The 25,392-nt window shown below is 70.4% G+C and carries 24 protein-coding genes; 11 read left to right on the top strand and 13 right to left on the bottom strand.

What is annotated here, in order from left to right; translation table 11 throughout:
- Positions 1-32 precede the first annotated feature (32 nt).
- The 4 genes from ACWER9_RS10780 (at position 33) to ACWER9_RS10765 (ending at position 4,022) form a co-directional block, all read left to right on the top strand.
- Complete coding sequence (locus ACWER9_RS10780) at positions 33-635, top strand: copper chaperone PCu(A)C (RefSeq protein ID WP_452301618.1); 603 nt, start codon at positions 33-35, stop codon at positions 633-635.
- A gap of 23 nt (positions 636-658) precedes the next feature.
- Positions 659-1,867, top strand: coding sequence for a Dyp-type peroxidase (locus tag ACWER9_RS10775; protein ID WP_452301667.1), 1,209 nt, complete (start codon positions 659-661; stop codon positions 1,865-1,867).
- Positions 1,864-2,466 carry a copper resistance CopC family protein gene (locus ACWER9_RS10770; protein WP_452301617.1) on the top strand — a complete coding sequence of 201 codons (603 nt, stop codon included), beginning with the start codon at positions 1,864-1,866 and terminating at the stop codon, positions 2,464-2,466. The genes ACWER9_RS10775 and ACWER9_RS10770 overlap by 4 nt, the downstream gene beginning before the upstream one ends.
- 80 nt (positions 2,467-2,546) lie before the next feature.
- Positions 2,547-4,022 carry a PepSY-associated TM helix domain-containing protein gene (locus ACWER9_RS10765; RefSeq protein ID WP_452301616.1) on the top strand — a complete coding sequence of 492 codons (1,476 nt, stop codon included), beginning with the start codon at positions 2,547-2,549 and terminating at the stop codon, positions 4,020-4,022.
- A gap of 53 nt (positions 4,023-4,075) precedes the next feature.
- Here ACWER9_RS10765 and ACWER9_RS10760 read toward each other — a convergent pair whose 3' ends face one another.
- Together ACWER9_RS10760 and ACWER9_RS10755 are read right to left on the bottom strand one after the other, a co-directional pair.
- Positions 4,076-5,209 (bottom strand): cupin domain-containing protein, encoded by a 1,134-nt coding sequence (locus tag ACWER9_RS10760; protein ID WP_452301615.1) that lies wholly within the window; start codon positions 5,207-5,209, stop codon positions 4,076-4,078.
- 13 nt (positions 5,210-5,222) lie between these two features.
- Positions 5,223-5,483 (bottom strand): hypothetical protein, encoded by a 261-nt coding sequence (locus ACWER9_RS10755; RefSeq protein ID WP_452301614.1) that lies wholly within the window; start codon positions 5,481-5,483, stop codon positions 5,223-5,225.
- Between the two features lie 198 nt (positions 5,484-5,681).
- Between ACWER9_RS10755 and ACWER9_RS10750 the strand changes: the two genes are divergently transcribed.
- Positions 5,682-7,262, top strand: coding sequence for a LuxR C-terminal-related transcriptional regulator (locus ACWER9_RS10750; RefSeq protein ID WP_452301613.1), 1,581 nt, complete (start codon positions 5,682-5,684; stop codon positions 7,260-7,262).
- Positions 7,263-7,269: 7 nt separating this feature from the next.
- Entirely contained in the window at positions 7,270-8,097 is an 828-nt protein-coding gene (locus ACWER9_RS10745; protein WP_452301612.1) for a hypothetical protein, read from the top strand.
- 16 nt (positions 8,098-8,113) lie between these two features.
- On the opposite strand, the gene ACWER9_RS10740 is transcribed toward ACWER9_RS10745, so the two are convergent.
- A complete protein-coding gene (locus ACWER9_RS10740) occupies positions 8,114-9,124 on the bottom strand; it encodes an aldo/keto reductase (protein ID WP_452301611.1) in 1,011 nt (336 codons plus the stop codon).
- Between the two features lie 116 nt (positions 9,125-9,240).
- On the opposite strand from ACWER9_RS10740, the gene ACWER9_RS10735 reads away from it, so the two are divergent.
- Positions 9,241-9,849, top strand: coding sequence for a TetR/AcrR family transcriptional regulator (locus ACWER9_RS10735; RefSeq protein ID WP_452301610.1), 609 nt, complete (start codon positions 9,241-9,243; stop codon positions 9,847-9,849).
- On the opposite strand, the gene ACWER9_RS10730 is transcribed toward ACWER9_RS10735, so the two are convergent.
- The 4 genes from ACWER9_RS10730 to ACWER9_RS10715 all read right to left on the bottom strand — a co-directional run bounded on the left by ACWER9_RS10730 (position 9,794) and on the right by ACWER9_RS10715 (position 13,132).
- Positions 9,794-10,318 (bottom strand): TauD/TfdA dioxygenase family protein, encoded by a 525-nt coding sequence (locus ACWER9_RS10730; RefSeq protein ID WP_452301609.1) that lies wholly within the window; start codon positions 10,316-10,318, stop codon positions 9,794-9,796. The genes ACWER9_RS10735 and ACWER9_RS10730 overlap by 56 nt on opposite strands.
- Positions 10,319-10,605: 287 nt before the next feature.
- Positions 10,606-11,235 (bottom strand): VOC family protein, encoded by a 630-nt coding sequence (locus ACWER9_RS10725; RefSeq protein ID WP_452301608.1) that lies wholly within the window; start codon positions 11,233-11,235, stop codon positions 10,606-10,608.
- A gap of 64 nt (positions 11,236-11,299) precedes the next feature.
- The gene (locus ACWER9_RS10720) at positions 11,300-12,490 is read right to left on the bottom strand and encodes an MFS transporter (RefSeq protein WP_452301607.1); all 1,191 of its coding nucleotides are present in this window, start codon (positions 12,488-12,490) and stop codon (positions 11,300-11,302) included.
- Between the two features lie 162 nt (positions 12,491-12,652).
- Complete coding sequence (locus ACWER9_RS10715) at positions 12,653-13,132, bottom strand: MarR family winged helix-turn-helix transcriptional regulator (RefSeq protein ID WP_452301606.1); 480 nt, start codon at positions 13,130-13,132, stop codon at positions 12,653-12,655.
- Positions 13,133-13,218: 86 nt separating this feature from the next.
- Here ACWER9_RS10715 and ACWER9_RS10710 point away from each other — a divergent pair, with 86 nt between their 5' ends.
- Positions 13,219-14,064: an SDR family oxidoreductase gene (locus tag ACWER9_RS10710; RefSeq protein ID WP_452301605.1), complete on the top strand. Its 846-nt coding sequence runs from the start codon at positions 13,219-13,221 to the stop codon at positions 14,062-14,064.
- 76 nt (positions 14,065-14,140) lie between these two features.
- Here the strand turns inward: ACWER9_RS10710 and ACWER9_RS10705 are convergent, their stop codons facing one another.
- Positions 14,141-15,025 (bottom strand): pyridoxal-phosphate dependent enzyme, encoded by an 885-nt coding sequence (locus ACWER9_RS10705; RefSeq protein WP_452301604.1) that lies wholly within the window; start codon positions 15,023-15,025, stop codon positions 14,141-14,143.
- Between the two features lie 323 nt (positions 15,026-15,348).
- Between ACWER9_RS10705 and ACWER9_RS10700 the strand changes: the two genes are divergently transcribed.
- The 3 genes from ACWER9_RS10700 (at position 15,349) to ACWER9_RS10690 (ending at position 19,120) form a co-directional block, all read left to right on the top strand.
- Complete coding sequence (locus tag ACWER9_RS10700) at positions 15,349-16,059, top strand: DNA alkylation repair protein (RefSeq protein WP_452301603.1); 711 nt, start codon at positions 15,349-15,351, stop codon at positions 16,057-16,059.
- 238 nt (positions 16,060-16,297) lie between these two features.
- On the top strand, positions 16,298-17,233 hold the full coding sequence (locus ACWER9_RS10695) for a hypothetical protein (RefSeq protein ID WP_452301602.1): 936 nt from the start codon (positions 16,298-16,300) through the stop codon (positions 17,231-17,233).
- Between the two features lie 174 nt (positions 17,234-17,407).
- On the top strand, positions 17,408-19,120 hold the full coding sequence (locus ACWER9_RS10690; RefSeq protein WP_452301601.1) for a cellulose binding domain-containing protein: 1,713 nt from the start codon (positions 17,408-17,410) through the stop codon (positions 19,118-19,120).
- Positions 19,121-19,189: 69 nt separating this feature from the next.
- On the opposite strand, the gene ACWER9_RS10685 is transcribed toward ACWER9_RS10690, so the two are convergent.
- The 5 genes from ACWER9_RS10685 to ACWER9_RS10665 form a co-directional block, all read right to left on the bottom strand.
- A complete protein-coding gene (locus ACWER9_RS10685; RefSeq protein ID WP_452301666.1) occupies positions 19,190-20,200 on the bottom strand; it encodes a LacI family DNA-binding transcriptional regulator in 1,011 nt (336 codons plus the stop codon).
- Positions 20,201-20,312: 112 nt separating this feature from the next.
- Complete coding sequence (locus tag ACWER9_RS10680; RefSeq protein WP_452301600.1) at positions 20,313-22,040, bottom strand: IlvD/Edd family dehydratase; 1,728 nt, start codon at positions 22,038-22,040, stop codon at positions 20,313-20,315.
- Between the two features lie 80 nt (positions 22,041-22,120).
- Entirely contained in the window at positions 22,121-23,005 is an 885-nt protein-coding gene (locus tag ACWER9_RS10675) for a carbohydrate ABC transporter permease (RefSeq protein ID WP_452301599.1), read from the bottom strand.
- The gene (locus ACWER9_RS10670; RefSeq protein ID WP_452301598.1) at positions 23,005-23,946 is read right to left on the bottom strand and encodes a carbohydrate ABC transporter permease; all 942 of its coding nucleotides are present in this window, start codon (positions 23,944-23,946) and stop codon (positions 23,005-23,007) included. The genes ACWER9_RS10675 and ACWER9_RS10670 overlap by 1 nt, the downstream gene beginning before the upstream one ends.
- 76 nt (positions 23,947-24,022) lie before the next feature.
- Complete coding sequence (locus tag ACWER9_RS10665) at positions 24,023-25,363, bottom strand: ABC transporter substrate-binding protein (protein ID WP_452301597.1); 1,341 nt, start codon at positions 25,361-25,363, stop codon at positions 24,023-24,025.
- Between the last annotated feature and the right edge of the window lie 29 nt (positions 25,364-25,392).

The following is a 25,392-nucleotide window of genomic DNA, read 5'->3' as shown; positions in this document are numbered from 1 at the left end:
ACCAGCCAGCAGCAATCATCGGAGGAAAACACATGCTCAGCACCAGCCCGCTCGGTCCACGCCGTCGCTCGGCCGCGCTCGTCGCCGCCGCGATCCTGACGGTGGGCGCCACCGGTTGCGGATCGTCCGACTCTCCGTCGACCGCGCCGACGGGCCCGTCCGCGTCGGCCTCGGCCAACCCGGACGCTGGTGTGCTCGGCATCCGTGACCCGTGGGTGAAGGCCGCCGACAAGGGCATGACGGCGGCCTTCGGGACCCTGGTCAACGACGGCGACAGCGACGTCACGGTGACAGGTGCCACGACCTCGCTGTCGCCGATGGAGCTGCACGAGATGACCATGAAAGACGGCAAGATGGTCATGCAGGCCAAGCAGGGCGGCATCGTGATCAAGGCCAAGAGCACGCACGCGTTGGAGCCCGGCGGCGACCACCTCATGCTGATGAACCTCACCAGGCCCGTCCAGGCCGGCGACGAGTTGACCTTCACTTTGACCTTCGCCGACGGCAAGACCCAGCAGTTCAGCGCGGTGGCCAAGCCGTTCACCGGCGCCCAGGAGAGCTACGCCCCCGGGCACGGCCAACCCATGCCCGGCATGAGCGCCACGCCGGAGACGAGCACGAGCCCAGCATCGTGACGCAGACGCCACCTGTCCGGCCGGTGAGCAGGCGGGGTCTGCTCACCGGCGGGGCCCTCGCCGCCGGAGGAGCACTGGCCGGCGGCGTCGCCATCTCGACGACTCGTACCGGCAGCGGGCAACCGCAGCCTGCGGCCGACGCCACGCCGGTGGCGAGCGTCGGCGGGCTGGTCGAGCCGTTCCACGGCGTCCGGCAGGCCGGTGTCGCCACCGAACCGCAGGCCCACGCGTCGTTCGTGGCGCTCACCCTGCGGTCCGGCACCGACCGGGCGGCGCTGGGTCGGATGCTGCGGCTGCTCTCCGACGACGCCGCCCGGCTCACCCAGGGCCGGCCGGCTCTTGCCGACACCGAGGCCGAACTCGGGCTGCTGCCCGCGCGCCTGACCGTGACCTTCGGCTTCGGGCCCGGCCTCTACCGGGCGGCCGGCGTCGACGACCGTCGGCCGGCATCGGTCACCGACCTGCCGTCGTTCCGTATCGACCGGCTCACGCCGACCTGGTCCGGCGGTGACCTGCTGCTGCAGATCTGTGCGGACGACGCGATCACCGTCGCCCACGCCCAGCGGGTCCTGATCAAGGACAGCCGACCGTTCGCCACCGTGCGGTGGGTCCAGCAGGGCTTCCGACGCAGCCCCGGCGTCGAGCCGGACGGCCACACCCAGCGCAACCTGTTCGGTCAGCTCGACGGCACCGCCAACCCCCGACCGGGGGCGCCGATGGACAGCGCCGTGTTCGTTCCCGACGGCCCCGCCTGGCTGCGCGACAGCACCACGGTCGTGCTCCGGCGGATCAGCATGAACCTGGAGACCTGGGACCTGCTCGGCCGGACCGACCGCGAACTCGCCGTCGGGCGGCGGCTCGACAGCGGCGCCCCGCTCACCGGCAGCGCCGAACACGACGAGCCCGACTTCGCCGCCACCGGCCCGGACGGCCTCACCGTCATCCCCGACTTCTCCCACATGACCCGCGCGCACATCACCGACGATCGGCTGAAGATCCTGCGCCGGCCCTACAACTACGACGGTGTGCCGACCGCCGAGGGCCACGCCGACAGCGGCCTGATCTTCGCGTCCTACCAGGCCGACATCGCCCGGCAGTACCTGCCGATCCAACGCCGGCTGGCCGAACGGGACCTGCTCAACGAATGGACGACGCCGATCGGCTCCGCCGTCTTCGCCATCCCACCCGGGTGCCAACCTGACGGTTGGATCGGCGAGCAGGTGCTCGGATGACCGTCCCGTCCCGTCGCACCGCCGTCCGACTCGGCGCAGCGATGCTCGCCGTCCTGATGGCGGTGCTCATCCCGACCGGCCCGGCCTGGGCGCACAACTCGCTCCGGGCGGCCACGCCCGCTCGGGACGCGACCCTGCCGAGCGCGCCGACCGAGGTCACGCTCGAGTTCATGCAGCGGCTGGACCCGGCGTTCACCACGATCGTGCTCACCGACGCGGCCAAGCGGAAGCTTCCGACCGGCGACCCGGTGGTCACTGGAGCGAAGAGCACGGTCCAGGTGACCGACACCCTGCCGAACGGGACGTACACGGTCGCCTACCGGGTCGTCTCCGTCGACGGGCACCCGGTCCAGGGCTCGTACCCGTTCACCGTGGCCGATCCCACGTCCACCGCAGCGCCGGTCGTCGCGGTCAGCGCGTCGGCGTCCGCCCCGCCCGCCGCCGCGGCAGCGTCCGGCGGTGGTGGTCCGAGCCTCGGTGTCCTCGTCGCGGGTGTCGCGCTGACCCTCCTCGTCCTGGTGACGGCTGGGCTGCTGTGGCGACGGGCGATCCGAGATCCCCGGGGAACCACCGCCGTCTCTTCCCCGACTACCGATTAGGGCCGACGCGACACCTCACCGGGCGACCAGACCAGTTCGGGAAGACCTTCGTGCTTCCCGACTCTTCCGATCGGATCACCATGTCTCTCACCGAGTTGTCCGGCACGCCGACGCCGGAACCCGTCACGACCGCCGAGCAACCGGCCCGGCCGGTCCGGCGCACGTCACCGTTCGGTGCGTTGCTGCTGCGGCTGCACTTCTACGCCGGCATCCTCGTCGCCCCGTTCCTGGTGGTCGCCGCGCTGACCGGCCTGGCCTACACCACCACCCCGCAGCTCGACCGCATCCTCTACGGCGACAAGCTGGCCGTCGCCCAGGTGGGTGACCGTCAACTCCCGCTGGCCGAGCAGATCGGGGCCGCCCGCAACGCGCACCCCGACGGCAGCATCGCCACCGTGCAGCCCGGCGAAGGCGACCAGACCACCAAGGTGGTGTTCTCCCTACCGGAGCTTGGCGAGAACCAGCACACCGTCTACATCAACCCGTACACCGGCGAGTCCCAGGGGCAGCTCACCACCTGGTTCGGGTCCACCCCGATCACCACCTGGCTTGACGACCTGCACCGCCACCTGCACCTGGGCACGGTGGGCGAGCACTACTCCGAGCTGGCCGCGAGCTGGCTGTGGGTGATGGCGCTCGGTGGGGTCATCCTCTGGTGGCGGCGCCGCGGGGCCGCGCGAGCCGCCGTCCGGCACCTGCTCGTGCCGAACCTGTCCACGGGTAAGGGTGTGCGCCGTACCCGGGGGTGGCACGCCACCACCGGCATCTGGCTCACCGTCGGACTCCTCTTCCTTTCGGTCACCGGCCTGACCTGGTCCCGCTACGCCGGCGCGAACTTCGCCGCGGGCCTCGACGCGCTGAGCGCCCGCACTCCCGAGATCTCCACGAGCCTCACCGTCGGCCCCACCGCCCCGGCCGAGACCGGCGGCGGCCACGAGCACGGTCCCGCCGGTGCGGGCGAGGTCGTTCCGTCGGCGACCTTCGACCGGGTCCTGGCAGTCGCTCGCGGCGCGGGCCTCTCCGGCCCGGTCGAGATCTCCCCCGCGCCGGAGGCAGGCACCGCCTGGACCATCACGCAGGTCGACAACACCTGGCCGGTCAAGAAGGACCGCATCGCCGTCGACCCGGCCTCCGACACGGTCACCGCCCGCAGCGACTTCGCCGACTGGCCCCTGCTGGCCAAGCTGAGCAGCCTCGGCATCCAGGCCCACATGGGGATCCTCTTCGGCCTGGTCAACCAGATCCTGCTCGCCGCGCTCGCCCTCGGCCTGCTCTGCGTCATCGTCTGGGGCTACCGGATGTGGTGGCAGCGCCGACCGACCCGCGCCGACCGCCGGGCGATCACCGGCGCCCCGCCGGCCCGTGGCGGCGTACGCGGCCTGCCGCTCTGGGCGCTGCTGATCGGCGTACCCGTGGTCGTGGCGGTCGGCTGGGTGCTGCCGCTGTTCGGGATCACCCTGCTCGCCTTCCTCGCCATCGACGTCGTGGCCGGGGTGGTGTCCCGACGCCGACGCCCCGCTGCGGCTCCCACCTCACCGGCACCCGCAGGGAGCTGATTCACCCGGCCGCGCCGTCCGTCGACCGACGGACGGCCGGCCGGGCGTGGTGGTCAGATCACGACCTGTTTGGTGTTCGGCAGGCTGTCGACGATCGACTTCTGCACGTTGATCGTGTCGGCGATGACCTCGTGGGGCGTGTTCGCCATCCACTGCATCACCGAGATGTCCTCGAACCGGGGATGCCGGAACATCTCCAGGAACACGAGTGGCTCGTCGCCGGTGTTCTCGATGTAGTGGCCGTACGCGAAGGGGACGTAACCCACGTCGCCGGCCTGGAAGTCGAACGTCCGGGCGGCGGCCTGCGAGGCGAAGACGCCCATCCGCCCGGTGCCGGAGATGTAGTACTGCCACTCGTCGGTGGTGGGATGCCAGTGCAGTTCGCGCATCCCTCCCGGCTCGACCTCCACGAGCGCGGCGGCGGTGGTCACCGAGGCGGCGAAGTTCGTCGAGTCGGTGATCCGGACCGTTCCGCCACGGAACCGCTGCGGGGTCTGCGCGAGCATCCGGTGCTTGAAGCTCCGGGGGATGTCGCCGGTTGGGCTGACCACCCGGTCCTGTTGCAGGGGTGGTGGGACGTCGCCCTGGAAGATGTACTTCTCCCGCTCGGGCAGGTTCTCCATCTGTTCCAGCGTCCAGCCGAAGTTCTTGGCCAGCACGTGCCGAGGGGTGTGTGCGAAGAAGTCGCTGAGCAGGAACGTGTTGTTCTCCGAGAACGCGCCGTCGTCGAAGACCAGCAGGAACTGCGCGCCGTCCTCCAACGCCTGGATGTTGTGCGGCACGCCCTGCGGAAAGAACCACAGATCGCCGGCCTTCACGTCCTCGATGAAGTTGCGTCCCTCGTGGTCGACGGCGCTGATCCGGCAACTGCCGCTGAGCATGTACGCCCACTCCGACTGCTGGTGCCAGTGGATCTCCCGGTACGCGCCCGGTTCGAGACCGAACTGGACACCGGACAGTTGGCTGGCGATCGGAAGGTCGCGGCTGGTGACCTCGCGGGTCCAGCCACCCTTCTCCACTCGGGTGTGCGCCTGCGAGAACGAGAACTTGAGGTTCGGCACCAGCCGACTGTCGGTGGTCGGCGGCACCAGCAGGTCCGGATTCTGCCGCTCGAGTTCGACGTTACGGCCCGCGAATGGCGCGGCGCCCTGGTCGCCACGCCGCGGCTGGGGATCGGTGTTCGCCATGCTCGCTGTCTCCTCACTCGGGGTGGGTCGGATGGGGCGCGGGAACGGGTCCGCCTCGCAGCCGGAGCCGGGACGAGATCCCCAGCAGGGCTCGCACCCCGGGCCAGCCGTACTGGGCCGCGATCGCGACCGGGATCGCCGCCGCGGTCGCCGTCAGCACCAGGCGGGTCCACGCCGGAGCGTGACCACCCGCGCCGGTGCCGGCGTAGAGAAGAAACACCAGCAGTACGACCCGGAGCCGACGCAGACCGGGGAGTTCGGTGAGCTGGGCCATGCCTCGATGATCGGCGCGCGACACCCCCCGGCGCTTCACGCGATCGCGCTATTGGCGCAGGTCGGATCCCGGACGCCGCAGGCCATTCCGCCCAACGGAGCCGGTTCGTCGATCTGGTCGCCGGTGCCTGACGCCATGGCTAGGCTCGGTCGCAGGACGGCTTGTCGACGCGCCTGGTAACAACCGGGGAGAACGCCCTTGTCCGAATCAGCAGTCAACGCCGGCACGGTCCCGGCCGACCACACCGCCGTTAACGCCGAGCAGCGACGGCACCGGCTGTTCGCCACGGCGGACCAGCTCCGGCTCGCCGGGCGCGGGATGGAGGCGCTGCACGTCCTGGCGGCGGAGATCGCGACCAGTCGCGGCAACGAGCGTCACCGCGCCCACCTGCTCGGTCGCCTCGCGCAGACCGTGGCACTGGAGCCACCGACCACCGCTCTGGCCGGGCTACGGGAGGCGCTGAACCTCCGGCTGGACGCCCGCAGCCGCAGCACGGTGCTCGCCCTGGTCGCCACCGTCGCGGCCCGCACCGGACACCCCGACACCGATGCCCTGCTCCGCGACGCGGGCACCGCGCACGCCGCCTCGGGTGACCAGTCGTCCGCACGCCACCTGGCCCTCGGCCGGGCCGGCCGGGCACTCGCACACGGCGACCTGCCGGGCGCCCAGGCCGTGCTGGCGGCGCTGAACCCGGAATCCTGGGCGGCACGAGCCGACGCCCTGTCCATCCGGGTCGAACGGATCCTCGTGCAACTCGGCCTCGGACGGCACCAGGACGCCCGGACCGCGACCCGCCGGACGCCCGACGAGGCCGACGTCTCGCTCACCGGGCTGACCGCGCTGGACTGCCTGCGCATGGTGGCCGTGGGAGAGCTGCCCGAGGCGGCCGCGCTTGCCGTCACCACGCTCAGCTCCAGCTCGTCGGAGATCAGCAGGGAGGTACGTGCCCTGTTGGTGGCGGTGATCGGCGAGGTCCGCTACCGCCGTGGCGAGCACGACGACGCACGTGCCGTTCTCCGCTCGTGCCTCGGCGAGGACCGATGGCCCGACCGTACGATGTGGACTCCGGCACTCTGCGTGGCGGTTCGCGACCCCACCCTCGGTGCTCAGGCGGGCCTGCTCACCAGGGTCGTCGCCGACCTGCACCGCTCGGTCCGGCCGCTCCTGCCGGTGCCGCACTTCGGCCCCCGACTGGTACGCGCCGCGGTCGCCGCTGACGATACCCAGGCCGCCCGTCGGGTCACCGAGCTCGTCGAGCTGGTATCCACCCGTACGCCGGTGCCGCTCTGGCGCGCGCTTGCCGACCAGACCCGAGGGTTGCGCGACGGTGACCCGGACGCGCTCCGGTCGGCTGTCGACAGGCTGCGTACCACCGCCGCCCGGCCGGCGCTGGCCGACGCGTTGCTCGACTTCGCGAACAGCCCTGGCGCGCGGTCCGGGGAGGCGCGCGACGCCGCGAACGAGGCGGCTGCCCTCTACGCCCGGATCGGCGCCCCTGGCGACCAGGCGATCGCCGACCGGCGCTGCGCCGACCTCGCCGCCACGCCGCGCCACCGGCCGTCGCTCGACGAGCTGCCGGGCGGGGGCATCGACGCGCTCACCCCCGCCGAGGAGCGGGTGGCCGAGGTGCTCGCCGCCGGTGCCACGAAGAAGGAGGCGGCCAGGAGCCTCTTCGTCTCCTTCCACACGGTGGACACCCAACTCCGCTCCATATACCACAAGCTGGGCATCCACAACCGGATGCAGCTGGTGCGGGCCTGGGAACGGGCCGGACGATAATCTGCCGATGACCGCGCCAGCCGACCTGACCCCGCTCGCCGAAGCTGTGGAGTGCGAATTCATGTACTCCTACGAGTCGCAGGCGCCCGGGCCCGCGTACACCGATCTCGGGATCGCGACCGCCCGCATCGGCGGCGGTGTCGCCCTGGCCATGCGCAACGATCCGACCGGCGGTTACTGGAGCAAGGCTCTGGGCTTCGGCACCACCGAACCGTTCACCGTGCAGACCCTGGACCGTGTCCTCGACTTCTACCGGGAGCAGGGCGTCGACCAGGCCGTCCTGCAGCTCGTACCGTCGGTGCTGCCCGCCGGTTTCGACGAGGTCGCCGCGGCGCGCGGGCTGGAGCCGGGAAGCACCTGGGTCAAGCTCGCCGCCCGACCCAACGACGTGGTCGCCGCGCAGACCCGCCTCCGCGTCGGCCCGGTGCCGGCCGCCGAGGCGACGCGCTGGGCCGACGTGCTGCTCACCGGGTTCGGCATGCCGTCCGGTGGGCTCACCGACATGCTTGCCGCGACTGTCGACAAGCCGGCGTGGCGTCCGTTCGCGGCCTGGGACGACGCCGAACTGGTGGCGGGCGGCAACCTGTTCCTGCACGGCGAGGCCGCGTCGCTCAACGCCGCCGCGACGACCTCCGGTCACCGCGGCCTCGGGGCGCAGTCGGCGCTGATCGCCGCCCGAGCCCGAGCCGCTGCCGGGGCGGGGTGCCGGTGGCTGTTCGCCGAGACCGGCAAGCCCGCGCCCGGTCAGCAGAACCCGTCGCTGAACAATCTGCGCCGCGCCGGGCTGGTGCAGCTCTACGAACGCCGCAACTGGGTCTGGCGAGCAGCGTCCTGAGCCCGCTCCCCCGCCGTCACTTCTCGCTGTCGAGCAGGGCCATCATGGCGGTGGCGTACCGCTGACCGGAGGCGGCGCCGGCCGGAACGGCCCGCTCGATCTCGTCCACCGCGTCCTGGTCGAGCACCACGTCGACCGCGGCCAGCGACTCGGCGAGCCGGTCCCGCCGCCGCGCCCCGACCAACGGCACGATGTGTTCGCCCTGCGCCGCCACCCAGGCGATCGCCACCTGACTGGTGGTCACCCCCAGACGCTGCGCGACCCGGCCGAGCGCGTCCACCAGGCGCAGATTGGCGGCCAGGTTCTCGCCCTGGAACCGTGGACTGTTCGCCCGGAAGTCCGTGCCGGTCAGCTCACGCTCCGCCGACCAGTGGCCGCTCAGCAGACCTCGGGACAGCACCCCGTAGGCGGTCAACCCGATGCCCAACTCCCGCAGCGCCGGCAGGATGGTGGCCTCCGGGCCACGGGAGAGCAGCGAGTACTCGATCTGGACGTCGCTGATCGGCGCCACCGCCGCGGCCCGCCGGATGCTGTCCGCGCCCACCTCGGAGAGCCCGATGTGCCGGATGTAGCCGGCCTGCTGCATCTCGAGCAGCGCGCCCACGGTCTCCTCGACCGGCACCTGCGGGTTCAGCCGCGAAGGCCGGTAGATGTCGATGTGGTCGGTGCCCAGCCGGCGCAGCGAGTACGCCAGCCGGTCCTTCACCGCCGCCGCCGACACGTCGTACGGTGCCGCCTGGAAGCCGCCGTCCGGTGTGCGGCGGGCGCCGAACTTCACGCTGAGCACCACCTCGTCGCGGCGACGCTCCCGCAGCACCCGGCCGATCAACATCTCGTTGTGACCCGACCCGTAGAAGTCGGCGGTGTCGATCAGGTTCACCCCGGCGTCGATCGCCGCGTGCAGCGTCGCGATGCTCTCCGCCTCGTCGGCCGGCCCGTACAGGTCGGACATGCCCATCGCGCCGAGCCCGATGATCGACACCTCCGGCCCGGAGGCACCCAACCGTCGCCGTCGTAGACCCGTCATGTCGCTCGTCTCCTTCGGTCGTCGTCGCGGTGCGTCGTGGGGTCCGGACACCGCTGTGTACGCTGTGTCCATATAACCAGCAAGTAGACACCGTGTCCATATAACCGGGAGGACCAGTGGCCGAGCTCACGCCGGACGCCCGCACACCAGCGCGCCGTGGTCGCGGCCGTCGCCCCGCCGAGCAGGTACGCGCGGAGATCCTCACGGCCGCCGGTGAACTCCTGCTGGCCGAGGGCATGGCCGGCTTCACCATCGAGAAGGTCGCGGCCCACGCCGGGGCCAGCCGGATGACCATCTACAAGTGGTGGCCCTCCAAGGGGGCGCTCGCCCTGGACGGCTACTTCACGGTCGTCGCGCCCACCCTGGCCTTTCCGGACACCGGCGACATCGTCGCCGACCTGACCCACCAGCTCGTCGCCTTCGTCCACCTCGTGCGGGACACCACCGCCGGGCGCGTCATCAGCCAACTCATCGGGCAGGCGCAGACGGACCCGGAGTTGGCAGCCGCCTACCGCGAGCGCTACTCCGCCCCCCGCCGGGCCCTCGCCGTCGAGACCCTCACCACGGCCATGGCCCGTGGTCAGCTACGCGCCGACATCGACCGTGAGTCGGTCGTCGACCAGCTCTGGGGCGCCTGCTACCACCGCCTGCTCATCGCCGACCTGCCGCTCACCGAGGACTTCGCCCGCACCCTTGTCGACAACCTCGTCCTTGGGCTGCGCTGACCGGCGACCGATCAGGCCAGGTCGCCACGCCACGTGTCGACCGGGCCTCGCGGCTGGTCGCCCCGCAGGGTGATCCGGTGTACGACCCGGCGCGCGCCGCCGTAGTCGCGGTTGGCGTAGTGCGGTGCTCCACCGGATCCAGCCGGGTTACCACCTCCCCCTCCCACACATTGCCCCGGCCACCACGACGCTGCGCCAGGTAGTAGCCGAACTCCCGGTTGCCGTCGTGCACGGCGACCAACTGGTCCACCAGCCGCCGCACCGGCTCGGCGAGGGAGTCATACGCGAGTTGGCTGTCCGCCCAGGTCGTGTCGCCGCCGCTGGGCGGCAGCGTCACCGCGCGCAGGATCGAGCCGAGCGGCGGACGGGCCACAAAGGTCACGTCGGTGTGCCAGACGTCGGCGAAACCGTTGTCCGCGCTGTCCAGCGCGTACACCTCGGGGTGTCTCTCGTCGACCCCACCGACCACCGGATGCGAGGCGGTCAGCTCGCCGAGCCGGCGACCGAGGCGTACCTGGCCGTCGTATTCCTACAGCTTTGGTGGGGTATCCACAAGGCGCCGCCCACTGCGTGGAACCAGAGGGCCGGACGCGGAGCCACCTCGCGCGTCGACGCGGCGCCCCCGCCCTGCCTGCGCAGCTGCGCCAGGCACCCGACCGCGCCGCGGACGAGAGTGGAAACGGTGCTGCCGGTGAGTCATCGTGATGACCCACCGGCAGCACACCGATCGGGAGGACCCCCGACCGTCGTCCGGGCTCACTGCGGCGGCGTGGCCCCCGACTGCTCGCTCACCATGTACGCCGCGTACCAGTCGGGCCAGTTGTCGTCCCGTTGACCAGTACGCTTCTCGTGCTCACCGTGGGCTTCGGCAGCGCGTCGCAGCGCGCTCGCCAGGTCGCTCGTGGAGCCGAACGACGTCAGACCGCCCTCGATGCGTCCGGGGAGCGTCGTCGTGATCTCCTGCATCAGCCAGGTGTTGCCATCCGGGTCGCGGAACGTGGCGCGGGAGAAGTAGCTGCGCCGCTCCGGGTCCGGCCCGTCGACCGGGCCGTCCGGGCTGACGTGGAAGACGTCGCCGACATCGACACCGGCCGAGACCAGGGTGTCGTGGGCCGCCTCGACGTCGGTCACGACCAGGTACGCCATGGCCGAGCCGGGTGCCGCAGGTGTGAGGCCCGGACCGAACTGGACGGAGCACCCGGAGCCGTGCGGCGTCAACTGGACGATGCCGGGCGGGGTCTGGTCGAGCCGCCACCCGAGTCGTTGGTAGAACGCCTTCGCCCGGTCGACATCCGAGACCGGGATGACGACCACCTCGAGCTTGACGTCGAGGCTCTCGATGCGTGACGCCGCACTCGCGTCGCCCTGGTCAACCTTCGGGCTCATCGCCGCTCCCTTCCTGATCATCACGCTACTGTTCGCGTTCCTGCCCGATCCCGGCTTCCCGGCATCAGCCGGACCCGGTTCTGGTGGCCCTGCGCAGCCCCAGCAGGGCGACCAGGGCGAGGAGGATGACGGCGACGGAGTACTCGTCGGCGGTCTGTGGCAGGCCACCGGCGTAGACCACGAGGAACCCGGCGATCACCGTGGGCAGACCGAAGCCGACGTAGCAGACGACGTAGAGCACGGAGAGCACGCTGGCGCGTTGGTGCGCCTCGACACGGGGCATGACCGTCTTGAGGCTGCCCTGAAAGCCGCTGCCGAAGCCCACGCCACCGAGTGCGAGGCCGACGAAGAAGCCCGGGATGGACTCCGCCATCACCGACACCAGCGTGACGATCATGCCCAGGATGAGCGCGACGATCCCGGTCAGGATCACGGTCCGGGCGGCGGTGTTGCGCTGCACCAGGACGGCTGCCGACCCGAAGACGGCGAAGACGAAGAGGACCAGGCCGCCGACCACGATCGACGTGTTCATGAGACTGCGCACGAGCGCCGGGCCGAGCGCGCCGAAGAACCCGGCAAGTGCCCAGACCGAGAAGAGCACCGGGACGACGACCAGAACCGGCTGGCGCACCGCGCGGGGTAGCGCGACGTCCGGCCGGAGGCTGCGTCGCGCCCCGGCCATGGGGGTGACCGTCTCCGGCATCAGCGTGACGCCCACGGCCTGGATCAGCAGGACCACGAGCAGCACGATGTACACCAGTCGCGTCGGCGCGGGCAGGAACTGGATGAGCAACGCCGAGAGCAGGGCGCCGCTTCCGGTGCCGATACCGGGGGCGAGGGAGTTGGCGAGCGTGCCCCGGGCACGGTCGATGTCGAGCATGGCGGCGCCCACCGCGCCGGTGGCGGCGCCGGCGGCCAGGCCCTGCACGAGGCGGGCGACCAGCAGGGACGCGACGCCGTTGGCGAAGACGAAGACGACGAGCGCGAGCATCTGCACCACGATCGCGACGGCCAGCACCGGCCGCCGGCCGACGTGGTCGGACAACTTGCCGAACGTGAGCAGCGACGCGAGCACCGCGAGCGCGTAGACGGCGAACACCACGGTGGTGGTGACCGGCGAGAAGTGCCAGCGTTCCTGGTAGGTGCCGTAGAGCGGGGTCGGGGCTGCCGACGCGGCCAGGAACGACACCAGGATCGACGCCAGCAGCACCAGGGAGGCCGTCTGCGAGAGTCGGGCCCGCCCTGAGATCGACATGTCGGTGCTCCTCGGCTGCACGGCAAAGCGGTCCGACCTGGGCGTTGCGCCAGCCCAGGGCCATCGCGGCGTACCCGGCACGCGGCGTCACATGCCCGCTCGACCGGATCGTCGTGGTCGGTCGCCAGTTGCTCACCGAGGAGCGCGGGTACGGCGCCCGGCTCAGCCCTCGGCGTCCTGACCCGTCGCCGGGAGGCTCGCCACGCCACGGGCCAGCGCGTCCCTGAAGTCGCGGTACCGTTCGGCGCCGAGCGTGTCGGCGAGTTTCTGCTCGATCGAGCGCACGAAGCCGTCGGTGGCCGTCATGAAGCTGAGGCCCCGATCCGTCGGAACGATCAACTTCGCCCGCCGGTCGGCCGGGTCGGGCGTACGCCGGACGTAGCCCAGCCGCTCCAGCTCGTCGAGGATCGCGCCCATCGTCTGCTTGTTGCGGCCGGCCAGCCGGGCCAGTTCGCCGGGGCGGGTGCCGTCGGCGTCCAGGTACGCGAGGACCGCGCCGTGGCGGGGCCGGACGTCGTCGAACCCCTGCTCCGCCGAGCGTCGGAAGATCTCCCGCTGGACGCGCGCGGAGAGCTGCACGGCAAGGATCCCGAGGTCGGGCTCCTGCTCCTTCAGTGTGCTGCGCTTCATAATTTGGTCCAATCATTGGACGGTACAAGTTATGGACTATATCGTCGCTGGCGGCGACCGGTGGTCCTTCCTCGGTCCGCCTGACCGAGAGGATGACCATGACCATTCTGGTAACCGGGGCAAACGGCACCGTGTCGCGGGACGTGCTGCGAGAGCTGGCCGGTAATCAACCGGTCCGCGCCCTCGTGCGGGACGCGTCCCGCACGCCGAGGCTCGACGGGGTCGAGTACGTCGTCGGCGACCTGGACCGCCCCACCACGCTGACCCCGGCGTTCGAGGGCGTGACGACACTGTGGCTGCTGATGCCGATGGGCCCGCTGGCGCCGAGCCAGAGCATGAACGCGGTGTGGGCGGCCCGGCGGGCCGGCGTGCAGCACATCGTCCGGCTCTCCGCGATCGGCGCCGCGCACGACGCGCCCACCCGCAACGGCCGCCTGCACGCGCTCTCCGACGCGGAGCTGCAGGAGTCGGGGATCCCCTGGACGATCCTGCGACCGAGTTACTTCATGCAGAACCTGCTCGGGGCCAAGGCCGGTGAGCACCTCTACGGCCTCTTCGGTGCCGAGCGGGTCGGCCTGATCGACGCCCGGGACATCGCCGCCACCGGAGCGGCGATCCTCACCGCGCCGCAGCAGCACGCGGGCAAGATCTACACGCCCACCGGCCCGGAGAGCATCACGCTTGACGAGGCGGCCGACGAGATCACCCGGGCGCTCGGGCAGCCGGTGCGCTACGTGTCGCAGAGCCCGGAGCAGACGCGCGACGGCCTGCTCCAGGCCGGCCTCGACCAGTGGTCGGCCGAGGTCCTCGCCGAGTACCGGGTCGCCTACGGCTCCGGGTGGGGTGACTTCACCAACGACCACGTCGCACGGATCACCGGCCGGCAGCCCCGGACGTTCGCCGAGTTCGTCCACGACCACCGCGAGCACTTCGCAAGCGTCTGACCCGTCGACAGGTCGGTACGGTGCCCTCCGGCGCGATCGCGTCGGAGGGCACCGCCGTGCGTGCCCGGCTGGTGCCCTACACCTCGGGGTGGCCGAAGAGACCGGGCAACCCACCGCTGTGCAGAAAGACGACCCGGTCGCCGCGCGGGAAGCTGCCGCCCAGCAGCGCCGCCATCGCCCGACCGGTGTACGTCGGGTCCAGGAACACCCCCTCCGTACGCGCGGTCACCTCCAGCGCCGCCCGGGCGGCGTCGGTCAACGTGCGGTATCCCGCGCCCACCTGGATGCCGTCGATCCGCAGCACCTCCGGCTCGACCTCGCCGACGAGCAGCCCGGCGACTGTCGCCCGTGGGTCCGGCACGGCCCCGACATCCACGCCGATCACCCGCTGCGCGCCCAACTCCCGCACCAGGCCGGCCATCGTCCCGCCGGAACCGAGCGCCACCACGACCTCGACCTCGTCGATCGTCGGCAACTGGGCCCGCAGCTCACGACCGCAGTCCACGTAACCCTGGATGGACGCGGGCGAGGTGCCGCCGAACGGGATGACGTACGCCGACCGTCGCTCCCCCTCGTTCGCCACCACCTCGGCGGGCGGACGATCACCGCTCCAGACGATCTCCGCGCCGGCAAGCCCGTCGAGCAGCAGGTTTCCTCGCCTGGTCTCCGGGGGCGGCCCGGCGAGCACCAGCACGCAGGAGAGACCGAGCCGGGCGGCCGCGGCCGCGGTGAGCCGGGCGTGGTTGCTCTGCGGCGCACCCGAGGTGATGACCGTGGTCGCACCGACGGCGATCGCCTGCGCACAGGTGTACCGGAGCTTGCGGATCTTGTTGCCGCCCGCACCCAGGCCGGTGAGGTCGTCGCGCTTGAACCAGAGCTCGGCCAACCCGAGCCGGGCGGCGAGCCGGGGTGCGGCCTCCAACGGCGTCGGCCAGGTACCGAGAGGAACGGGTGTGATCATCCGTTCAGCTAAGCACTCCGCGCCCAGGCTGCCCGGGGCAGCGGGCCAATGTCCGAGTGACGACCAGGACGGAGCGCAGGGTGCCGCCGGCCGGAGGATTCCGGCAGGCCGGTCAGCCGGGCCAGGACCCGGGCCGGCACGTAGGAGTCGGGTCGACCGGTCACCCGCTGTTCGATCTTCTCGGCGGCCGTCATCACCGCCACCCCGGCCAGACCCGCCCGGGGGGTAGGGGCCGCACATGCTACCTACACCCCTGGATATCTGCCGCGCCGGTGCGCGGACGCCTGCGCCGCGCCCTCTGCCCCCCGGTAGCGTGAACGGTCGTGGCCACCAGCGCCGACGTACGTCGGGAACTCGCCAGCCTTGCCGACCCACGTCGCGCCGAGGCATCGAGCCGATTCCTGCAGATGGTCCCGGGCGGCTACGGTGCCGGCGACCGTGCCCTCGGCGTCACCGTGCCCGACCAGCGCAGGGTGGCCGCCCGTTTCTGGCGCGACCTGTCGCTGGCCGAGACGACGAAGCTACTCACCAGCGACGCGCACGAGGAGCGACTGACCTCGCTGCTCATCATGGTGCGGAGGTTCACCAAGGGCGACGAGCCGGAACGAGGCCGGATCTTCCGCACCATCCTGGCCAACACCGACCGCATCAACAACTGGGATCTGGTGGACTCGTCCGCGCCGTACATCGTCGGCCCCTGGCTGATCGACAAGGACCGGAGCGTGCTGGATCGGTTGGCCGGGTCGAGCCTGGTGTGGGACCGGCGCATCGCCATCATGGCGACCTTCGCCTTCATCAAGGCCGACGACTTCGAGTGGACCTTCCGACTCGGCGACCGGCTCCTGCTCGACCCGCACGACCTCGTCCGGAAGGCGGTGGGCTGGATGCTGCGCGAGGTGGGCAACCGGGACAGGGCGGCGGAGGAGGAGTTCCTCGCCCGCCGCTACCGGGTCATGCCACGGGTGATGCTGCGGTACGCGATCGAGAAGTTCGAACCGCAGCGTCGCCGCGAGTACCTGTCCGGCGCACTCTAAGCCGTCTCAGCCGGTGGGATGGGAAGGTCAAACGCGCCGAGAAACAGGCCACCGACGCCTCGATGGCGCGCGGCGCGAGGCCGACAAGACGGTGAGCGCGGCCGCCAGGAGGTGGAGGCGATCCTGAACCGCGCGCACGAGCAGGCGGCCGGCAACACCCGCGCCGTCCCTCCCGCGAGGGAGTGACGTCCCCTGTCGGCGGGGTTCGCCCACCGCGGGACGCCGGAAGGATCGGTGCATGGCGACATCGACACCTACCGTCGGTCGGACCGTCCACGGCCTGACGTACGCAGTGCTCGGCTGGGCCGTGGCATACGGGGGCGTGCGTCTGGCGTGGACGGTCGGCGATGCTCCGGAGTTCGGGCGGTTGGGGCTGGACCTGCTCGGCTTCACCGGTTGGTGGTCGGTGGCGCTGTGCGCGAGCGCCGGAGGGCTGGCAATTGTCCTGGACCGGGTGACGACCTGGCGGCCGGCGCTGGCGGGGCTCGCCTGGGCCGTCGCCGGAGCTCTCGTCGCGGCGGCCGCGATCCTGCTGCCCGAGCTGGTGGGCTTCCTGCTGTTCACCGTCGGCCCGTTCTTCGACCCGGTGGCGTTCGCCAGCCGCCTCGGTTGTGTCACCGGAGCGGTTCTGCTCGCGCTTGCCACCGCGCGCTACCAACGGCGCACCCGGGGCGACTGTCCAGGCTGCTGCCGGACGGTCCGGCCGGGTACGCGACGCACGGCACCCACGAAGTGGGCACGCTGGGCCGCGTGGGCCGCGGTGGGTGGTCTCGTGACCCGCTTCGCGGCCCAGTTCGTGGTGGGGTTCGACCACGTCGACCAGAGCGCCTCGCTGCTCGGGTTGGAGGTCGGCCTGGTGCTGGCCGGAGTGCTGTTGCCGCTCGCGCTCGTGCACGGCTGGGGCGAGGTCTGGCCGGGCTGGGTGCCGCTGCTCGCCGGCCGGACGATTCCACGGCTCGTGCTGCTGGTGCCCGGCTTCGGGCTCGGCGCGGGCATCGTGGCCTACTTCGGCATGGGGATGGTGCAGGTGACGACGGGATCGCACAGCGAGTTCTCCGACGCGTTCCTCTGGGTGGCGATGTCGGCGTACCTCGCCGTCGGGTTGGGCCTGCTCGCCGCGTCCACCGACTACCACCTGCGCACACGCAGACTCTGCGGTGCCTGCGGCCGGTGAAGGAGGCGTCGACCCCGGGCCCGATGACATTGACAGGAATCGTTGGATGAATTAACTTTCTGAATCAAGCACCTGGGAGCGCTCCCAATCACCCACCGCTCGACCACCACTGAATCCCGCCGCAGACGAGCCCTCCCGAGGCGTGGACACCACCACCATTCGAGGAGGAGCTTCATGAGAAGGAGAGTGACGAACACCGCCCTGGTGTCGGTCGGTGCCGTCCTGCTGGCATCGGCAGCGGTCGCCGTGTCGGTGCCGGCCGGTGCCGCAGCCGCCGGCTGCTCGGTCAACTACACCGTGTCGTCGCAGTGGCAGGGTGGCTTCGGCGCCAACGTCACCATCACCAACCTCGACGAGGCGGTGACCAGTTGGACGCTGACCTGGAACTACAACGCCGGTCAGACCGTCTCGCAGGCGTGGAACACGACGCTGACCCAGAGCGGCACCGCCGTCACCGCCAAGAACGTCAGCTACAACGGGGCCATCCCCACAAACGGGACCGTCTCGTTCGGTTTCAACGGCTCGTGGACCGGCAGCAACCCCAGCCCAACGATCTTCGCCTTGAACGGAGTGGGCTGCACCGGTGGTACCGAACCGACCCCGCCGCCCACCACGCCGCCCCCGACGACCCCGCCGCCCACCACCCCGCCCCCGAACGGGCCGGCCGACATCACGGTGAACAGCGCGACCCGGTACCAGACGGTCGACGGCTTCGGGGCCGCGCAGTCGATCTGGGGTAGCGCCTGGTCGACGGCGGACACCCAGACCCTTGTCGGAATGGGCGCCAACCAGTTGGGGCTGTCGATCGTGCGGACCGGCCTGTCGCCGGTCTCCAGCGAGTGGGCGACGCACGTGAACTCGTTGAAGACGGCGAAGTCCTACGGGTCGAACGTGAAGATCCTCGCGTCGCCGTGGACAGCGCCGGCCGCGTGGAAGACCAACAACAGTAGGGTCAACGGTGGAAAGCTGAAGACCGACTTCTACGACGACTACGCCAACCATCTCAACAGCTACGTGCAGTACATGCGGGGTCAGGGCGTGCCCATCGACGTGACCTCGGTGCAGAACGAGCCGGACTGGCACCCGGACTACGACTCGATGGACTGGAGCGGCACCGAGCTGCGCACCTTCGTCCGCGACCAGGGCACGAGGGTGCAGAACACCAAGCTGATGGTCGCCGAGGCGGTGAACCTGAACTACGGGTACACCGATCCGACCCTGAACGACGCGACCGCCCGCACCAACATCGGCTACATCGGTGGGCACCTGTACGGCACCGAGGATTCGGGCCGGCTGCGGCCGTACTCCCTGGCCGAGCAGCACAACAAGCCGGTGTGGATGACCGAGTGGAACCTGCACGCCGCTGACGGTGGTGGTTCCAACATCTGGGGCAACCCGGCCAACACGGCGGTGTGGAACGAGACTCTCGACGACATCATGCGCACCGTGCACAAGTCGATGGAGGCCAACTGGAACGCCTACATCTGGTGGTACGGCAAGCGCTACTACTCCTTCATCGGCGACGGCGAGTCGGCATTCGGCACCGTCGCGGGCGCCCCGCTCAAACGCGGGTACGCCTTCTCCCAGTACGCCAAGTACGTCCGCCCCGGCTACCAGCGGGTCGCCCTGACCAAGAGCTCGAAGGCCTCGCCGCTGGAGGTGACCGCCTACCAGGGGGACGGAAAGATCACCCTGGTGATCCTCAACCGCTCCACCAGCGCGGTCAACAACGCCGTGATCCAGGCCCCGCAGAACGTGACCCGGGCCGAGCACTACCTCACCTCGCTCAACGCCAACGCGGCCAGCCAGCCGACCACGGTGAACGGCGGTCAGGCCACCATCAACGTCGGCGCCCGCAGCATCTCCACCCTCGTGTTCACCCTCTGAGAAGTCCGCTCGGCCGCCTGCACGGGCGGCGTCGCGGGTGCCCCGGCCACACGCCGGGGCACCCGTGCGTCAGCCAGCCCCCGCGACGGTGTCGCCGGCCACCGTCGGCGGCGCAGTGCTGCTGCGCACCACGAGCTTGGGAATGACAAGCGGCAGACGCCGCGGCGCCGTCTCGTCGATGGCCTGGGTGACGGCGGTGATGGCCCGCCGACCGACCGCGCCGAAATCCTGCTGGATCGTCGTCAACGGCGGAATGAGGTAGGGCGCCTCGGGGACGTCGTCGAATCCGACCACGGAGAGGTCCTGTGGCACCCGCCGCCCACGCTCGTGCAGCGCGCGCAGCACGCCGATGGCCATCTGGTCGTTGGCCGCGAACACCGCGGTGGCACCGGGCATCTCGTCGACCCGTAGCCCGGCGACGTAGCCACTGTGTGCTCTCCAGTCGCCCGTGACCGGCTCCGGCGGGCGTAGGCCCGCCGCGCTCATCGCCTGGCGCCACCCTTCGAGGCGGGCACGGGCCTCCGCCCAGTTGAGCGGGCCGCTCACATGCACGATCTCCCGGTGTCCGAGTTCGAGGAGGTGCTCGGTGGCCATCCGGGCGCCGAGCACCTGATCGACACCGACGGTCACGCTGGCCCTGGACACGTCGCCCTCCACGACGACGAACGGGACACTCGAGCGCGTCATCCGCACCACCTCGAGAGCCTCGTCGTTGCCGGCGATCATCACGACGCCCTCCACGCCCACGCGCATCAGGTGTTCGGTGGCGTCGCTGAGCGCCCGCACCGTCACCTCGGAGAGGCTCACCGACGTGGCGAAGTAGCCGGCAGCCCGTGCCGCGTCCTCGACGCTGCGATGGATGCTCGTCGGACCGAACAGTGTCCTGGCCGTGCCGATGATGCCGATCATCCCGGACCGTCCGCGCACCAGGGCGCGGGCGGCCGTGTTGGGACGGTAGTCGAGTCGCCGAATGGCCTCGAGGACCCGCTCGCGCGTCTCGCGCCTGATGCTTGGCGCACCGTTGATGACCCGGGACACCGTCTGGTGTGACACGCCCGCCAGGCGAGCGACGTCGGCCATCACCGGTGGCCGGTCGGCCGCTGTCACAGCGGCCCTTGCGTGAACTCGCACTGGCGGGCCGTCCGTTCTTCCATGGAATCAGTTCCTCGTGGGCCTCGTCCGTTCGTGCCCGTCAGTGTGAGTGACGGGGCACCGCGCTGCCGCTTCCACCGACGAGGAAGTCGAGATCCGCGCCGCTGTCAGCCTGCAGCACGTGCTCGCTGTACAGCCGTACCCAACCCCGGTCGGCCACCGGCTTCGGAGGCTGCCAGGCGGCACGACGCTCGGCGAGTTCCGCGTCGTCGACCAGGAGGTCCAGGCGGCGCGTCACGACGTCGACGGCGATCAGGTCGCCGGTGCGCACCAGCGCGAGCGGGCCGCCGACCGACGCCTCCGGTGCCACGTGCAGGACACAGGTGCCGTAGCCGGTGCCGCTCATCCGGGCGTCGGAGATCCGCACCATGTCCGTGATGCCGTCGGCGAGCAGCCGTCGTGGCATGGGCACGTTGCCCACCTCGGGGAAACCGGGGTAGCCCCGGGGGCCGGCGTTGCGCACGACGATCACCGTGTCGGGGGTGACGTCGAGGTCCGGGTCGTCGGCGGCGACGACGTAGTCCTCGATCCGGTCGAAGACGAGCGCCGGACCGGTGTGCGTGAGGAGCTGGGCGGAGGCGGCCGAGACCTTCAACACCGCACCGGACGGCGCGAGCGACCCGCGCAGCACCACGGTGCCCGAGCCGGCGGGCTGGAACGGCTCCTGCATGGTGCCGATGACCTCCCGGTTCCAGCACTGGGCGCCGTCGACGTTCTCGGCCACGCTCCTGCCGCTGACGGTGACGTGGTCCATGTGCAGCAGCGGCGCCAGCTCCTTCATCACCACCGGAAGGCCACCCGCGTAGGCGAAGTCCTCCATCAGGTACACCCCGGACGGCATGAGGTTGACGAGCATGGGGACGTCCGCGGTGAGGACGTCGAAGTCCTCGAGCGACAGGGGGACGCCGAGGCGTCCGGCGATCGCGAGCAGGTGTACGACGGCGTTCGTGGAACCGCCGATCGCGGCGTTGACCCGGACGGCGTTCTCGAACGCCTGCCGGGTGAGGACCGTGGACAACCGTTGGTCCTGTTCGACCATGGCGACGATCCGGCGCCCGGCGGCCTGCGCGAGCGCGTACCGCCGGGAGTCGACCGCCGGCACGGCGGCCGCCCCCGGCAGCTGCACACCAAGCGCCTCGGTCACGCAGGCCATCGTGGAGGCGGTACCCATGGTCATGCAGTGGCCCCGACTACGGGACATGCCGACCTCCGCCTCGGAGCAGTCGGCCGCGCTCATCCGGCCGGCCCGCATCTCCTCGGTGAAACGCCACACGACGGTGCCCGAGCCGATGTCCTGGCCGCGGAACTTGCCGTTGAGCATCGGGCCGCCGGTCAGCATCAGGGTCGGCAGGTCGACGCTCGCCGCTCCCATCAGCAGGCCGGGTGTGGTCTTGTCACAGCCGGAGAGCAGGACCACCCCGTCGAGCGGGTTGGCCCGGACCGACTCCTCCAACTCCATCGCCAGCAGGTTGCGGTAGAGCATGGTCGTGGGCCGCATCAGCGGCTCGCCCAGGCTCATCGCCGGGAACTCCAGCGGCAGACCGCCGCTCTCCCACACGCCCCGCTTCACCGATTCGGCCAGGTCGCGCAGGTGGGCGTTGCAGGGTGTCAGCTCCGACCAGGTGGTGGCGATGCCGATCACCGGGCGACCGTCGAACACGTCGTCCGCGAACCCCTGGTTGCGCATCCAGGACCGATGGATGAACCCGTTGCGGCCTTCCGCACCGAACCACTGCCCGCTGCGCAGCGGTCGATTCGTCGTCGACATCAGCACACCTCTCTGTCATCCGTCCGGCCGCTCCTGCGCGGCGGTCAATGCGCGTGGGTGGAACAGGTGGTCGGGGCGGCCTACCGGAGACCTCCGACGGACAGGCCGCCGCGCCAGTGTCGTTGGAGGCTGAAGAACGCGATGATCAGCGGGATCACCGACACCAGGGAGCCCAGGATGATGAGGCTCCACAGCGAGGTGCCTCCCGCGTTGTTCGCGGACGCGATGCCCTGCCAGAGGCCGAGGCCGACGGTGACGGGGAAGAGCCGGTTGTCGGAGAGCATGGCGAGCGGCAGGAAGTAGTTGTTCCAGGACGCCACCGCAGACAGCAACAGCACGGTGACCACGGCGGGACGCATCAGCGGCAGGGCGATCTGGATGAACGTCCTCATCTCACCCGCGCCGTCGACCCGTGCCGCGTCGAGGAGTTCGTCGGGAACCGCGTCGCGCGCGTACACGTGCATCAGGTAGACGCCGAACGGGTTGAGCAGCGACGGGAGGATCACCGCCCACACCGTGTTCGTCAGGCCGAGCCGGGAGAACATGATGAAGGTCGGGATGACCAGGGCGGTGGCGGGCACCATCAGCGCGCCGAGCACGACGGCGAAGCTGAAGCGTCGGGCGGCGAAGCGGTACTTGGCGAACCCGTAGCCGGCCATCACCGCCAGGACCGTGGCGCCGATGCCGCCGGCGATGGCGTACAGCGTGGAGTTGAGGATCCACCGCAGGTAGATGCCACCGTCGTAGGTGAAGAGCTGCCTGAGGTTCCCGAGGTAGTCGATCTGGTCGGTGAACCAGAGGGTGTTGCCGCCGCCGAACAGGCCCGGCGCGTCCTTGGAGCTGTTGACGATGACCCACCAGAACGGTACGAGGAAGTAGATCACCAGGAAGCCGAGGAGGATCTGCAGAGGGAGGTAGCGCTGCGGTCGGCGGGCGCCTGCGCGGACGCTGGTGTGGTCGGTCATCAGAGGAAGCTCCTCCGCTTGCGGGTGAAGAACAGGAAGGCGTACACGCAGATGAACACGATGCCGCCGAGGGCGAAGGAGATCGCGGACCCGTAGTTGAAGTTGGCGAGGGAGAACGCCTGTTGGTACGCGTACATGTTCGGTGTGAAGTCCGAGCCGATCGTGCCCGCGGCGAGGTACCGCAGGATCTGGGGTTCGTTGAAGAACTGCAGGGTGCCGATGAGCGAGAAGACCAGGATCAGGATCAGCGCGGGCGCGATCAGCGGGATCTTGATCCTCGTCGCGATCTGCCACCGCCCGGCGCCGTCCATCCGGGCCGCCTCGTAGAGTGTCGGGTCGACGCCCTGTAGGGCCGCGTACAGGATGATCATGTAATAGCCGGCCCACTGCCAGGTGACGACGTTGAGCAGCCCGTAGAAGATCAGGTCGCTGCTCAGGAAGTCCGGTGCGGTGGCGCCGAAGAGCCCGAAGATGTCGGTGAGCGGGCCGAAGCCCCTGCTGTAGAGGAACCCCCACATCACCGCGCCGATGACCGTCGGGATCGCGTACGGGAGGAAGATCATGAGGCGGGAGAAGCGGGCGAACAGGGTGGTCACCGAGTCCAGGATCAGCGCCATCGCGAGCGCGATGATGATCTGCACCGGGATCGAGACGAGCGAGAAGCGGATGACGAACCACGCCCCGGACAGGAAGCTCGGGTCGGTGAACGCCTTCACGTAGTTGTCGAAGAGAACGAAGCTGGTGCCGCCGATCAGCTTCTTCTGAAAGAGGCTGAGATACAGCGCGTACGCCAGCGGCGCGATGAGGAACGCCAGGAACACGACCCCGAACGGCCCGACGAAGAGCCACCCCATCAGGTGCTCGCGAAGGTGTACCTTGCCACGGATCTTGCGCGTCTCAGGCTGCGTACGCGCTGCGCGCTTCTCGGTCAGGGATGTCATTGTGGTCTCCGGGACGTGGACGCTGAGGGGGGAGGGTGGGCCGGCCGCCACCTGCCGGCGCGGCCCACCCAGCCGGTCACTGAACGGTGAAACCTTGTTCCTTGGCGTACTTCGCCACGTCCTCCTGGAGCCGGTCGGCAGCCTGCGATCCGGTGACGGACCCCTTGATGACCTCGCTTACCTGCTTCTCCATGGCGTCGAGGTAGTACTGGCCGAAGGGGGCGTACTGGACGCCCTGGTAGGCGTCGGCGGCGGGAACGTAGACCTCCTTGTTCGCCTGCTGGCCGCCGAAGAACGCCACCTTCAGGTCGACGAAGGCGGGATCCTTGAGCGCCGTGAGGTTCAGCGGGAAGATGACCTGGTTGGTCCAGCCGTCGGTGAGCGACTCCTTGTCGGCGTAGAGCCCGTAGGCGACCTTCGCGGCCAGCTCCGGCTTCTTCGCCTGCTTGGTCACCGAGAACGCCGACCCGCCCCAGTTCACCTGGACCGGGTTGGCCGGGTCCCACTGCGGCAGCGGCGCCACCGCGAACTTGCCGGTGTCCTGGCCCTTGCCGACACCCGCGCCGGTGAGGTAGCCCGGTGCCCACGCGGCCGAGATGTACGTCGCGTAGTTGCCGTTGATCACGCCGGAGATGTACTCCGGGGTGAACTGGTTCTGCGTGCCGACCAGGCCCTTCTTGGCCAGGCCACCCCAGTAGTCCAGCACGTCCTTGGATGCCTGGTCGTTGAGCTTCACACCGATCGCCTTCGGCTGCGCCGGATCGAAGGTGAAGGGCGTGGCGCCCTTCTGGATCTGGAGCGCCATCAGGACCGCCGGGACGTTCGCGCCGAAGTCCCCGAAGAGCGGACCGCCGGCGTCCTTGACCTTCTGCGCGGCCTGCTCGTACTCCGCCCAGGTCTTCGGTGGGGTGACCTTGTACTTGTCGAAGATGTCCTTGCGGTAGATCATGCCCATCGGGCCGCCGTCGACCGGGACGCCGTAGACCGCGTCACCGACCGACACGTCCTTCCAGGCGCCGTCGCTGTAGTTGGCCTTGACCGCGTCGTAGCCGTACTTCTTGATGTCGACGAGCGCGCCCTGGATCTGGAAGGTCGGGATGCGGTCCGCCTCGACCATGATCACGTCGGGCGCCCCGGTGCCCGCCGAGATGGCCGTCTGGAACTTGTCGTACTCGTCCCCGCCCTGCCCGACGTTGGTCCAGCAGACCTGCACCTCGTTGTTCAGCTTGTTGAAGTTGTCGACGACGAGTTGGGTGTTGGGGTACCAACCCCACATCGTCACGACCGGCAGGTCCTTCTTGGTGATGGTGTTCGTGCAGTTGCTCGCGTCGCTGCCGCCCTCGTCGGACGAGCAGGCCGCGAGGCCCGCCCCGACCGCGAGCATGGCAACCGTGGCGAGTATCCGTCTTCTCTTCATTGAGGTGGTTCCCTTCGGGTGGCGGTGCG

It is taken from the genome of Micromonospora sp. NPDC003944, assembly GCF_053605225.1.
Note: the sequence above shows the minus strand (reverse complement) of the source record. Positions and strands in the feature narration are given on the sequence as shown.